Origin of the sequence: Algoriphagus aquaeductus (assembly GCF_003253485.1) — a bacterium.
In the GTDB taxonomy this organism is placed as follows: Bacteria; Bacteroidota; Bacteroidia; order Cytophagales; family Cyclobacteriaceae; genus Algoriphagus; species Algoriphagus aquaeductus.
In genome coordinates, this window is sequence record NZ_QKTX01000013.1 from 27250 (window position 1) to 40749 (window position 13500).

The window sequence follows — 13500 nt, forward strand, 5'->3', positions numbered from 1 at the left end:
GTATAAAAACTATAAATCATTTCGTCAGGATTAAAATCCGCCCATAACTTTTTCTAATCTCTTTTGCCCAAAAACGAAAAGCAATCCATATTTTTTCGCTAAATAGGATAAAACAAAATATTCTTTATCCTATGTTCAAATTTTACAAAACACTCCTTTCCCTGGCGTTTTTATGGGGTTCGGTAGGTTGGGCTTACGCTCAATACACCGTTTCCGGAAAAGTGTCAGATGAGCGAACTGGTGAACCCATGATCGGTGCCAGTATTTTAATCAAAGGGACTACCTCAGGTACCATTACAGACCTGGACGGTGGATTTTCAATCACTGTACCTACCAATGCCGGGGCCAGTTTGATTTTCTCCTCCATCGGCTATCTCAGCCAAACTGTAGAAGTCGCTCCGGGTGTGAGCATTCTATCCATCCGACTCAAGCAGGATGCGACCAACTTGGAGGAAGTGGTCGTGACAGGTTTGGCATCATCTGTCAAAAGAAGTAATCTGGCCAACGCCGTTTCCTCGGTTTCAGCCAGAGATCTTTTGGGGACCACTACTATTCAGACCACAGACGGAGCACTCTATGGCAAAGTGGCCGGAGCCACCATCCGATCCAACGGTGGTGCACCTGGAGGGGGTATTTCGATCCAACTTCGGGGTATTTCTTCCTTGACGGGGGCTTCACAGCCGCTGATCATCGTAGACGGGGTCTACATCAACAATGCCTCCCAGCGTTCCGGTCGTGCAACAGTATCCGGAGCAGGTGCAAGTAACCAAGATGACAGCTCCAACCGTTTGGCAGATTTAAACCCAGCTGATATCGAAAACATCGAAATCCTAAAAGGTCCATCTGCAGCGGCCATTTACGGAACACGTGCAAATGCCGGGGTTATTATCATCACCACTAAAAGAGGTGCCGAAGGAAGAACCAACGTTTCGCTTTCTCAGGATATCGGATTTGCCAAGCCACTTAGACTGCTCGGCGTGGATGATTGGAGCGAAGACAAAATCAATTTCTTCTTCCCTGTTGCCAGAAGACCGATCGAACTGGAAAGATTCCGAGCAGCTCAAAGCAGCGGTACTTTTATTGACTATGAAGACTACTTCTACAACAACCAGGCGACACTCCTCAACACAAGAGTAAACGTGTCAGGTGGAAATGAAAAAACCAAGTTTTTCGTATCCGGTAACATTACAGATGAAGAAGGAACTGTAAGAAGGACAGGTTTTCAGAGATACTCCGTAAGAGCCAACGTGGATCACAAAATCACCAATGGCATCCGACTGGGAGTTTCCACCAATTACATTCAATCCAACACGGACCGAGGATTCACCGGAAACCAGAACAACTCCGGAGCTTCGATCGGCTACAGCATTGCCTACGTTCCCAATTATTTTGATTTGAGAAGAAATGCGGACGGCAGTTATCCTGTTAATCCGTATTTCTCAGAAAACCCCGTTGCTGTGACCGATAATGGTATCAACAATTCTAAGGTAAACCGATTCATTCAGGCTTTCACTTTGGATATTGATCTCTTGAAGACTCAAAACAGCTTCTTGAAAGCCACCGTTGCAGGAGGGCTGGACTTCCTGCAAAACTCCACTTTGGTATACCTGCCGGAATTTCTTCAGTTCCAAAGAGCCCAAGCCAATCCGGGAGACCTTTTCGTCGGTCGTCAGGAAAGCTTCAACACCAATTTCCAGGCAGCCTTGGTGTACAATTGGAACTTGGGTAGAGTCAACATGAACTCTCAGGCTGGTTTGGTAAGATTGGATTTTAGAGACAATGCACTGTTTAACCGTGGACGTGGTCTTGTTCCTGGCATGAGAAACCTCAACCAAGCTGCTATCCAAGAGATCAATCAGGACTTTCGCTCCACTGTATCAGATGCGGGTATTTTCCTACAACAGGAAGCTAACTTTGAAGACAAAATCATCGGTACTGTAGGTGTCAGATGGGATAAATCTACCCTTAATGGAAATCCTAACGAGTATTATGCATTTCCAAGAGCTTCAGTTGCATTCAACCTGGGCAACTTCGGGTTCTGGAACAGCTCCTTTATCAATCAGCTGAAGCCAAGAATTGCCTATGGGGAGACTGCAGGTCCTGTAAACTTTGGTGCCACCTTTACTCCACTTGGAGGAACCAACATTGGCGGATTACTGGGCTCTGTAGTAGGTACCCAAATCGGAAATACCCTGATCAGACCTGAGACTGCGACAGAATTGGAATTTGGTGTGGATGCCGGTTTCTTCAACAACCGAATGGCGATCGAAGCGACTTACTACATCAAAAACACGCAAAACAACATTCAAAACCTCAATCTCGCTCCTTCTACCGGGGTGACTTCTACGCCATCCAATGAGGCCGAATTGCAAAACAAAGGAATTGAATTGAGTTTGTCAGGTACTCCGATCGAGAAGGCAAATTTCAGATGGTTTACCCGGGTGATGTTCTGGCAAAACAGACTGAACATGACAAGGCTTGGAATTCCCACCTACATTGCTGGAGCTTTCGGTTCAGGTTTGGGCACTTTCCTTTATGCGCAAGGCTACTCTCCTACCACGATTGTGGGAACCCCTGCTACGGCAGAAGTACCCGGAGGGTTTACGGTATGGGGCAATGCTCAACCTAAGTTCAACATGTCGTTCTTCAATAGCTTCAATATTGTAAAAGGCCTGGACCTTTCGGTTTTGGTAGATTGGAAAAAAGGTGGGGACAACATCAACCTGACGTCTTTCTTGAATGACGGCGGAGGTACCACCAACGGTTGGTTTGACGATGATAACGGTGATGGAATTCCCAATGGACGTCAGCGTGCTCCAGAACCCTACAACAATGCAGGCAGATGGGTACAAGACGCTTCCTTTGTGAAAATCAGAGAAATCGGCCTCTACTACACGTTCTCCAAGGCCAGTATCACCAACATGTTTGGCAGCACGGTACAGGGAATCAAAGTCGGAACTTCAGTTAACAATGCCTTCTTGTTTACCAAGTACGAAGGTTATGACCCTGAGACATCCACCTTTGGTGCGACTGCAATCGCCAACAACGTGGACATTGCGCCATACCCGACTCCACGTCGAGTATTCTTCCATTTAACCATTGATTTCTAAACCGGCTAAATCATGAAAAACTTAAGAAATTATTTCGCTTCAGCTTTGATTTCCGCCGCGGTTTTATCCAGCTGTAATCCCTTGCAACTCGACGAGGTGCAAGATCCCAACAACCCGTCGGTCGGTTCGGTATCCAACAACGCCACACCTCAACAAATCCAGTTTTTGGTGACGGGCTTGGAGTCTCGTCACAGAGGATATGTGACCAATATTTCTCAGGCCTGGAATACCTTCGGCCGTGAGATTTGGTATCTAAACGCTTCAGATCCCCGGTTTCAAACGGATTGGCTTGGTCAAAACGGTCGGGTACCTGACCGTGCATACTTCGGATTCGGGACCACCGGTGGAGGTTCTTGGGCTGCTCCTTATCAGGCGATCAAGCAGGCAGATGTGTTGATCACCTCTGCTGCAAATACCAACTTGATTCCTGAAACTTCAAAAAGTGCAGTTAGAGGATTTGCCAAAACCATCCAAGGCTTTCAGTTTATGATTCCCGCTAATTTTGTATACCAAAACGGAATCAGAATCGATGTCAAAGACCCGCAGAATCCAGGACCCTTTGTTCCTTATGCCCAGGCATTGGATGCAATCAAGACCATTTTGGATGAAGGAGATGCAGACCTTCAGGCAGCCGGATCAGGAAACTTTCCCTTTATCCTGACAAGAGGATTTAATGGATACAACACCATTGCGGGAATGAGACAAGTCAATCGCGCGATAACTGCCCGCTTGAATGCCTATAGAAAAGACTGGCAAGGAGTATTGACTGCGTTGGATGCTTCATTTATGAATCTGACGGGCGATTTGAATGCAGGACCTTCCCACCCTTATGGTGCTTCTCCTGATGTGTTCAATCCGCTGTTTTATGTGCCTAACGCAGCAGTAAACACCATCATTGTGGTGCACCCTTCTGTATTGAGAGATACGATTCCGGGTGACCGTCGCGTTCGAACCAAATTCTTCCGCAGGACTACCGCTGTGACAGTTACAACGGACGCAGGGGCATTGGTGGGCACTCATCAGGATGCACGTTGGCCGGCGAATACAGCCTCAATTCCTTTCATCAGAAATGAAGAATTGATCCTGCTGAAAGCTGAAGCTCATGCTAACCTGAATCAGGCTACCCAGGCAGTAGAGGCGATCAATATCATCCGAAATGCGGCAGGAATCGGTTCTTACACCGGAGCGACTACCCAAGCGGCCCTGATCGATGAGATTCTGTTCCAAAGGAGATATTCGCTTTGGGCTGAGCCCTGGGGTCACCGCTGGATCGATGCACGTCGCTACGAGCGTCTGAATCAGATCCCTACCAGCTTTGACGGCGGCACGATCTTCACGCAATTTCCTCATCCACAGGCTGAGTTGAGCTGGGATGAGTATAAAGGAAATTAATCCTCAGATCAAAAAAATAAAAAGACCGGCAGCGATGTCGGTCTTTTTTTATGTAAATCTGGAATTCGATTCAAATTTTACAGAAACTAAGAAATTTAAAGGCACATTCCGCGAAAACTATTTCGCACAAAGACGCTAAGTCGCAAAGATTTTAATCTCCTTCGCACCTCTCACACTTCTCCGAAAAAAATGGAATTGTTGTCCTGCTTCTCCAGAAGCTGGACATTCGAATTTTCAAATTTGATAAACATGCTTGTTGGCAAAAATTCAGAACCCCGAATAATGAATAAAGAATAGCGAAGTGATCCTCGGAAAAGCAGCATTGCGCAATCCCTTAATTTCCTCAACGCCCCCAATGGTTTAAAACCCTTTTTCTCCTTCCCTTTCTTTTTCATCCAAGGCCTTTTGGGCTTTTTCACCTATTTTTGCCCCTTCGAAAAAACACAAACGTATGTCTATTGCCAGCAAATACGAACCGGCAGCCGCCGAGGCCAAATGGTACGCCTACTGGATGGAGCACAAGCTCTTTTCCTCCCAAATCGACCACAGCAAGGAACCGTACACCATCGTCATTCCTCCGCCTAACGTCACCGGTGTGCTCCACATGGGCCATATGCTGAACAATACCATCCAAGACGTACTTATCCGACGAGCCCGCATGCAAGGCAAAAACGCCTGCTGGGTACCCGGAACCGACCACGCTTCCATCGCTACGGAGACGAAAGTAGTCCAACTCCTCAAAGAAAAAGGGATAGAGAAAAAAGACATTTCCCGAGAAGAATTCCTAACCCATGCCTGGGAATGGAAAGAAAAATATGGAGGCATCATCCTCGAGCAGCTTAAAAAGCTCGGTGCTTCCTGCGACTGGGACCGCACGGCATTTACCATGGATCCGGGACTCAGCGATGCGGTGATTTCGGTGTTTGTGGATTTGTACAAAAAAGGAAAAATCTACCGAGGCATCCGCATGGTCAACTGGGATCCAAAAGGCCAAACTGCCCTCTCGGATGACGAGGTAATTATGAAGGAGATTTCCTCCAAGCTCTATTACATCAAATACCAAATCGAGGGAAGTGAAGGTCAATTCCTGACCATTGCTACTACACGTCCAGAGACCATCATGGCCGACGTGGCGATCTGCATCAATCCGAATGACCCTCGATTCACACCCCTGAAGGGTAAAAAAGCGATCATACCACTTATCAACCGAGCCATACCAATCATAGAAGATGAGTATGTAGATATGGAATTTGGTACAGGTTGCCTTAAAGTAACCCCTGCCCACGACATCAATGACTACGAACTGGGGATTAAGCATAAACTGGAAGTCATCGACATCCTGAATGACAATGGCACATTGAATGAAAAAGCTCAAATCCTTGTAGGCGAAGACCGATTCATCGCCAGAAAGAAAATCGGAAAGCTTCTGGAAGAAGTAGGTCAACTTGAAAAGATCGAAGACTACAAGTCCAATGTTGGCCATTCCGAGCGTACGGATGCGGTGATTGAGCCGAAGCTTTCTTTGCAGTGGTTCCTCAAAATGGACGAAATCACCAAGCCTGCCTTCACCTCAGTAATGGAGGACGTGATCCAGCTCCACCCGCCCAAGTTCAAAAACATGTACCGGGTGTGGATGGAAAATGTCCGCGACTGGTGCATCTCCCGTCAACTTTGGTGGGGACACCGGATTCCGGCATTCTACCTTCCCAACGGGGAATTTGTGGTAGCCAAAACCGCTGAGGAAGCCTTGGCCCAGGCGAATGCTCAATTTGGAAAAAGCTGGACTTTGGCAGATCTGAAGCAGGACGAAGACGTATTGGACACTTGGTTTAGCTCTTGGCTGTGGCCGATTTCTGTGTTTGACACGGAAGTATTTTCTACAGGCAAACCAAACGAGGAACTGAAGTATTATTATCCAACCAATGACTTGGTGACTGCGCCGGAGATCTTATTCTTCTGGGTGGCTCGAATGATCATTGCCGGCTATGAATATACCGGAGAAAAGCCTTTCAAAAACGTGTATCTCACCGGTATTGTGCGGGACAAGCTGGGCCGAAAAATGTCCAAGTCTCTTGGCAACTCTCCCGATCCACTGGAATTGATTGCTCAGTATGGTGCGGATGGGGTGCGAACCGGAATGCTTTTCTCCTCTCCTGCCGGAAATGACCTGCCTTACGATGACAAGCTGGTCGAGCAAGGCCGAAACTTCGCCAATAAAATCTGGAATGCTTTCCGATTGGTGAAGGGTTGGGAGATCGATCCAAATTTGGACGGATCGGCCAATGCATCAAGTATCGCCTGGTTTGAAAGCCGATACAATCAAGCCTTGACGGAGATCAACGAGCATTTCGAGAAGTTTAGAATTTCCGATGCCTTGATGGCTACTTATAAATTGGTGTGGGACGACTTCTGTTCATGGTACCTTGAGATGATCAAACCCGCTTATCAGCATCCGATCGATCAGGCGACTTATGACAAAACGATTGAGCTTTTCGAAGGAATTCTGAAAATCCTCCATCCGTTTATGCCATTCATTACTGAAGAACTTTGGCATCAAATCTCCGAGAGATCGGTAAAAGAATCCCTGATTTTGGCGGCTTGGCCTGAGGCAAAACCATTTGATCCAAAAATCATCGAAGAAGCAGCACAGGTTTTTGAAGTGGTGTCTCAAGTGAGAAATCTACGGGCTTCGAAAGGAATGTCTCCGAAAGAGGCTCTTGATCTCCATATCAACACCAAGAAACCTGAACTCTATAGCCGATTTGCTGCGGTCTTGACCAAGCTGGCAAATCTGTCTTCGCTCAACTTCTCCGAAAAAGTAGACAATGCGATGAGTTTTGTGGTCAAAGCTGACGAGTGCTTTATCCCGATGGGCGACTCGATCAATATCGAAGAGGAAAAAGCCAATCTGAAAAAGGAACTGGAATATGCTCAAGGCTTCTTGGCTTCAGTCATGAAAAAGCTCAGCAACGAGCGATTTGTAGCCGGAGCTCCTGCCAACGTCATCGAAATGGAGCGAAAAAAGCAGGCAGATGCCGAGGCCAAGATCAAGGCCTTGGAAGAAAGCTTGGCGAAGTTGGGCTAATAACCTTTGAGTCCGCCGCGGCGGACTCGAAGGTTTCCTAGAACAATTGTTTCCCGCTGATCATCGCAGAAAAAGCCGCAGAATTCCGCGGATAAAATAAAATCCAGAGTTGAGATGCTCTGGATTTTTCATTTATTGTAGTTTGAGACTATTTTCATAAACCTTTCCTCAGAAATCATTCCCAAATCACGAAGTTCTTTATAAAAAAGTACAGGCTTTTCGCATCTAATTTCATCATCAATCAACTTCCAATGTCTAGTGAAAATCTCCAATGAATCCGAATCCCATATAATCCTATCATCCTTTACAACTTCTATTGCAGCGACAAGAAACATCCCACAAAATTCCTTTTGAACTAGGTTCTTTGGCAAATTCCATTCAAAATCCAACCCATCATTTTTTCGGTTCGCATTTAGGTAAAGAGTTTGATTTTTTAAATCATCTATTCTCTTAACCCAATCAGATTTGGCTCCTATAAAATGTTTGACGTCATTATTTGGGACTGAAAATTTTTTCAGGACTGGAAAATACCATGTATGGTTTTTAGTTTTATGATTTTTAAATTCTTTCCAAATTCTTCCTTCTATTCCATTTGCTAAGAGGATTTTTTTAATGATTTCAATCTTTGAAACTTCTTCTACAGCCATTATTGCAAGTGAAATAGCTCTAGGAAATTTACTTGCTTTAAATAGTATTAATGAATCATCTAGTAAATCCTCAGCATTCTCAATTACCTTTTGAATTCCTTCAGCTGCCTGATTAATTGTTAATTTACCTCTGTATTCATCTTGAAATTCTGGAAAAAGAGTGTTTAAAAATTTAATAACATCTTCCATAGTTTATAACTCCCTGATTTTTATCTCCCTAAACATCACTCCCTGCCCCTCGCTTTGCAGACCGATATAGCCTGACTTGAGCGGGGTGCCGTCCACTTTGATGGCAGGGTCAAAACGATTAGCTACGCCTCCGCCAATTTGAGGATTGCTGTAGGTCAAAACGGTATCTCCATTGACCAAATGATGCACGATGGAGTCACCATAGACGATCAATTCGGCTTTTACCCACTGATCCCATTGAAAGGTTGGTCCTGAAGAATTGATGCAGTGGCGTTCATCGATTTTTCCTTCAAACACCACATCAGTTCCCGGACTGCACATGTTTCCGGTTGGCCGTGGTTCGCCCTCCTTTTCCTCTGCATACATCTGATACTCTACCGAGATCGGCCAATCCTGTTCTTTCAAAATCGTCACCGGAGCCTGCGAGTGAAACATCACCCCCGAGTTGCGATAGGTATAACTCGGTGCATCCTCCATAAACTGATCTGTAAATCGATACTCCCAACTCAGATGATAGCTGGAAAAAGGCTTCTCATAAAACAGGTGTCCAAATCGATCCTCAAATTTTTCATACCCATCGTAATTCACCACGATTGCTCCATCCTCCACCCGATAAGTATTTGCATAATTGTCTCCCACCTCGTGATGATGAATCTTGGGCGTCCAGCCGGATAGGTCTTTTCCGTTAAAAAGGACTTGCCATTCTGTTTCTATTGGTTCAGTCGCTAGTTGTTCTTTTTCAGCTTTTTGGCAGGAAAAAAGAATTAGAATGGAAAAAAGGACGGGGATGGATTTCATAGATTTAGGGGTATGATTTCAAACATGTAAGTGGTCTGTTCGGAAACAGACCAAAGCAAAAGTGAAGGCAGTTAACCCTCCAAGGGTTTGAAACCCTTGGAGGGTTGGATTAATGCTCAATGCTTCCAATCATACCCATCGATCTGCTCTAGACAGGCAACGAGGAGTGAAATAGAGTCTGAAATATCCTTTTTATGTGCCATCTCAATGACTTGATGCAAGTGGCGGGTTGGGATGGAAATCGCACCTGCGATCGAGCCCTGCTTGCCCATGCGCTGTACGCCTGCGGTATCGGTTCCTCCGGCAGTCAGGATTTCGGGCTGCCAGGAAATAGCTTCCTTAGTGGCTGTCTGCTTCATAAATTCCACCATGCGGTAATCGCAGATCGTCATCGCATCCATGATTTTGATGGCTGTTCCTTTGCCGAGTTCGGTTACTTTTTCATGTGCCGCCGCTCCAGGCACATCGAAGGCAATCGTCGTATCGAGTGCAATACCAAAGTCCGGATTGATGCTGTGCGCGGCGACATTGGCGCCTCGAATACCGACCTCTTCTTGAACGGTAAAAGTGGCGTAGACATCGTAAGCTGGATTTTGGAGCTTTTTCAAGGCTTCAATCAGGATAAACACCGCCACGCGATTGTCAATAGACTTGCAGTTGACGCAGTCACCCATTTCGATGAGTTCCCGGTCTCGAGTGATAGAATCACCGATGGTGATGTATTTTTCCACCTCCTCTTTGGTCATCCCCAAATCGATAAAAAAATCAGTGGTCTTTGGAAGCTTTGCCCGCTCCTCCTGGGTCATTACATGGATGGGTTTGCTTCCCATTACTCCGATCAAGTCCTTTTTACCATGCACAATCACGCGCTGTGCGGTGAGGGTCTTGGGATCAAATCCCCCGAGCGTATGAAATCTCAAAAATCCCTGTTCGTCGATATGGGTCACGATAAAGCCGATTTCGTCCAAGTGGGCAGCGACCATGACACGCTTGCCGTCAGGATTTCTATTTCCTCGCTTGATCGCAATGACATTGCCGAGATTGTCTGTGCTGACCTCATCGGCATACGGCTTGACCAGGTCGATGACCAAGTCTCGGACACGCTTTTCGAAGCCCGGAGCACCGGCGATTTCACAGATTTGCTTGAGAAGGGGGACGTTTATTTCCATATAGTTTGATCAGATCTTCGAACCTGAAATTAAGTCAAATGGTCAGATTGCCACCGACCAATCAAATAAAAAGACAAATCTTCAGTTCTGTGTTGTCTTTCATTGATGAGATGTTGATGGTCTTGATTTACTGAATAACCGAAACATGCAGGCTCAAATTGAAATCCCGAAGGGATTGAATACCCTTGGGTTATTGGCCCCAAATGCCAATCCGGAAGGAAAAAGAAAAAGGGTTAACGATCCTCTTAACCCCGAATGGGGTTGAATTAAGTGAATTTTAACCGTTGCTGGAACTATTCCCTTTCCCCACCACCGGCACCCAAACACTCAATCTCGTGACCAAACCGCTGCTTCAGATGCAACTAAACTAGGGCATACCAAATCCATAAAAAAACCTCTGAACCCGAAGATCCAAAGGCCTTGTATAATCAAATCTCAAATTTTTAATCTCCAATCAATAAGCTCTGACCACCTTCCCCTCCATATAGTTGGCAAAGGCGCGGTTGACGACGCGGGTACCTCCGGTGGTCGGATAGTCGCCGGTAAAATACCAGTCGCCTGAGTGATCCGGAATGCATTTGTGCAGGTTGTCAACAGTCTGAAAAATCACTTTCACCTCAGCATGAATCTCAGAAGTAGTTACAATTTCGGCGACTTTGTCTGAAATTTCCTCATCCGTAAACGGCGCATACACCTGCTTCACAAAATTCTCGGAATTATGAGGTTGTGATATACAAGACTCATACACTTGCTCCAATAGATTTTCCATTTTACGCTCCTTGATCAGAGCGATGGCTGCACGGAAGGCGATAAATTCCTTCATTCGGGACATGTCGATGCCATAGCAATCCGGATATCGGATCTGGGGAGCAGAAGATACGATCACAATCCGTTTTGGATTAAGCTTATCGAGTGTTGTCAGGATGCTTTTCTCCAAGGTCGTTCCTCTCACAATACTGTCATCGATCACCACTACGGTGTCTATTCCGGGACGGATCACTTCGTAAGTAGTATCGTAAACACTCGCTACCATCGAGTCTCGGTCTTCGTCACTCGTGATAAAAGTTCGCAGCTTCACATCTTTGCTGACCAATTTCTCCACCCGTGGGCGGAAACTCAGGAGTTCATCCAGATCGCCGACATGAGGTTTCCCATCCAGCAGGACTTCCTTTCTTTTGGCCACCAAGTATTCATCCAATCCCTCGATCAAGCCCAAAAAGGCCGTTTCGGCAGTATTGGGAATGTAGGAAAACACGGTGTTTTTCAGGTCAAAGTCAATCGCTTTCAGAATCTGAGGGATCAAGGCTTTGCCAAGATTTTTTCTTTCCTGGTAGATTCCCGGATCTGTTCCTCTCGAGAAATAGATCCGCTCAAAAGAGCAGGACTTCTTTTCTCTGGCAGGCAAAATCTCATCCTCAGAGTAGGAACCGTCCTTATTGATCACAATGGCATGACCGGGCTTAATCTCCTTGATGGCATTGAAATCAATATTGAAAGCTGACTTGATCGCCGGTTTCTCAGAAGCTATTACAATGACCTCCTCATCTGCATAATAAAAAGCTGGCCTGATTCCGGAAGGGTCTCTCACCACAAAAGCAGACCCGTTACCGATCATCCCCGCCATGGCATACCCTCCGTCAAAATCTCGGCAGGATCTCCTGAGGATTCGGGCCACATCAAGTTCGTTTTCGATGATGTGGGTCAGCTGTTCGTTGGTATGGTTGTGCTTGTATTTGTCAAAAATCCGCTGATTTTCTTCATCCAAAAAGTGTCCTACTTTTTCCATCACGGTGACGGTATCGGTTTTTTCCTTAGGGTGCTGCCCGAGCTGGACGAGTTTTCCAAAAAGTTCCTCGTTGTTGGTCATGTTGAAGTTGCCGGCCATGACCAGGTTTCGGCTTCTCCAGTTATTCTGTTTGAGGAAAGGGTGGCAGGTCTCGATGCTGTTTTCTCCGTGGGTTCCGTATCGAAGGTGTCCGAGCCAAACTTCTCCGGAGAAGGCAATGTTTTCTTTGAGCCATTCCCCGTCGCTGAGCGCATCGTGACCTCCGAGTTTCTTGGCCTTTTTGTACTTTTTATTGATTTTGTCGAAGATGAAGTTGACTGCGGAGGGTTCGACTGAGCGGTATCGGCTGATGTATCGGGTACCCGGTTTGGTGTCAATTTTGATGTTGGCCACTCCGGCTCCATCCTGACCCCTATTGATCTGCTTTTGCATTAGGACGTAGAGCCGATTGGCTGCAAAGGAGGCGGATCCGTATTTGTCGATGTAATATTGAGTGGGTTTACGCAGCCGAATCATGGCTATACCGCACTCATGTTTGATAGCATCACTCATGGAGAAGGACGAAGGTTCTTTTGAGACTTCAAAGGTAAGTGATTTCAAAAGATTTATTCCGGATAAAAAGTTCTGCTTGGAAGAATTATCTACGGCAACGATCCAATGAAGCAGATCGACACCTATTCTCCTGATATAGGAAAAGAACAGTTCACAATGGGGAGGTCATCTACACATTTCCCCTTATTTTTTTAGCAAAAACCTCTAAAACAGCCCTGAATCGCAATTGGCACGGGCTTGGCACTTATCCTAGCACAATCGGAAAACAAGTTTCCGAAATCAGAATCCGGACTCTGATCAGTACTAAACCAAATTACGATGGCCCTAGTGTTGAAAGAAAATTTAAACCTGCATCAGGTAATTAAATTGGAATTCAAAAATCCACGGGCAATCAAAAACAAAACCACAAAAAACATGAAAAAGACCATTTTAATGTCCGCCCTATTGCTAGCAGGTGCTGCCTTTGTTCAGCCTTCTGTAGCTGCCATCTCTTCTGATGTGATTGAAATTTCCATGCAGGAAGAGAAAGTGCAAATTAACCCCAACGATCTTCCCGACGCTGTAAAAGCGACTATCGCAGCCGATGAGTCTCTGCAAGGTGCAGCTGTCTTTGAGGCTTGGAAAATCACCAAAGAAGATGATTCTGTGCACTTTCAGGTAATCTTCACTTCGGCAGAAGGGGAAAAAACAACAAAGACTTATGACCCTGACGGGAATGAAATAAAAGAGTAAGTTGCTAGATCCCTCTAATTAAAAAAGCGCCGGACTGTTG

At 45.9% G+C, this 13500-nt stretch carries 8 protein-coding genes; 4 read left to right on the top strand and 4 right to left on the bottom strand.

Annotation, left to right across the window (positions count from 1 at the left end; all coding sequences use genetic code 11):
• Positions 1–131 precede the first annotated feature (131 nt).
• The 3 genes from CLV31_RS16185 to CLV31_RS16195 all read left to right on the top strand — a co-directional run bounded on the left by CLV31_RS16185 (position 132) and on the right by CLV31_RS16195 (position 7587).
• Entirely contained in the window at positions 132–3110 is a 2979-nt protein-coding gene (locus tag CLV31_RS16185) for a SusC/RagA family TonB-linked outer membrane protein (RefSeq protein WP_111393955.1), read from the top strand.
• Positions 3111–3122: 12 nt separating this feature from the next.
• Positions 3123–4502, top strand: a complete 1380-nt coding sequence (locus CLV31_RS16190) for a RagB/SusD family nutrient uptake outer membrane protein (protein WP_111393956.1) — start codon at positions 3123–3125, stop codon at positions 4500–4502.
• A gap of 451 nt (positions 4503–4953) precedes the next feature.
• Positions 4954–7587: a valine--tRNA ligase gene (locus CLV31_RS16195; RefSeq protein ID WP_111393957.1), complete on the top strand. Its 2634-nt coding sequence runs from the start codon at positions 4954–4956 to the stop codon at positions 7585–7587.
• 128 nt (positions 7588–7715) lie between these two features.
• Here the strand turns inward: CLV31_RS16195 and CLV31_RS16200 are convergent, their stop codons facing one another.
• The 4 genes from CLV31_RS16200 to CLV31_RS16215 form a co-directional block, all read right to left on the bottom strand.
• Positions 7716–8423 (bottom strand): AbiV family abortive infection protein, encoded by a 708-nt coding sequence (locus tag CLV31_RS16200; RefSeq protein ID WP_111393958.1) that lies wholly within the window; start codon positions 8421–8423, stop codon positions 7716–7718.
• Positions 8424–8426: 3 nt separating this feature from the next.
• A complete protein-coding gene (locus CLV31_RS16205) occupies positions 8427–9221 on the bottom strand; it encodes a 3-keto-disaccharide hydrolase (protein WP_111393959.1) in 795 nt (264 codons plus the stop codon).
• Positions 9222–9337: 116 nt separating this feature from the next.
• A complete protein-coding gene (locus CLV31_RS16210) occupies positions 9338–10390 on the bottom strand; it encodes a M42 family metallopeptidase (protein ID WP_111393960.1) in 1053 nt (350 codons plus the stop codon).
• Positions 10391–10844: 454 nt separating this feature from the next.
• Complete coding sequence (locus CLV31_RS16215) at positions 10845–12728, bottom strand: amidophosphoribosyltransferase (protein WP_111393961.1); 1884 nt, start codon at positions 12726–12728, stop codon at positions 10845–10847.
• Positions 12729–13142: 414 nt separating this feature from the next.
• Here CLV31_RS16215 and CLV31_RS16220 point away from each other — a divergent pair, with 414 nt between their 5' ends.
• Positions 13143–13460: a hypothetical protein gene (locus tag CLV31_RS16220; protein ID WP_146250912.1), complete on the top strand. Its 318-nt coding sequence runs from the start codon at positions 13143–13145 to the stop codon at positions 13458–13460.
• Positions 13461–13500 lie beyond the last annotated feature (40 nt).

Excerpts from the sequence above, each read along its gene's own strand:
- CLV31_RS16185 (WP_111393955.1), top strand. The coding sequence starts at position 132 with ATGTTCAAATTTTACAAAACACTCCTTTCCCTGGCGTTTTTATGGGGT.
- CLV31_RS16190 (WP_111393956.1), top strand. The coding sequence starts at position 3,123 with ATGAAAAACTTAAGAAATTATTTCGCTTCAGCTTTGATTTCCGCCGCG.
- CLV31_RS16195 (WP_111393957.1), top strand. The coding sequence starts at position 4,954 with ATGTCTATTGCCAGCAAATACGAACCGGCAGCCGCCGAGGCCAAATGG.
- CLV31_RS16200 (WP_111393958.1), bottom strand. The coding sequence starts at position 8,423 with ATGGAAGATGTTATTAAATTTTTAAACACTCTTTTTCCAGAATTTCAA.
- CLV31_RS16205 (WP_111393959.1), bottom strand. The coding sequence starts at position 9,221 with ATGAAATCCATCCCCGTCCTTTTTTCCATTCTAATTCTTTTTTCCTGC.
- CLV31_RS16210 (WP_111393960.1), bottom strand. The coding sequence starts at position 10,390 with ATGGAAATAAACGTCCCCCTTCTCAAGCAAATCTGTGAAATCGCCGGT.
- CLV31_RS16215 (WP_111393961.1), bottom strand. The coding sequence starts at position 12,728 with ATGAGTGATGCTATCAAACATGAGTGCGGTATAGCCATGATTCGGCTG.
- CLV31_RS16220 (WP_146250912.1), top strand. The coding sequence starts at position 13,143 with ATGAAAAAGACCATTTTAATGTCCGCCCTATTGCTAGCAGGTGCTGCC.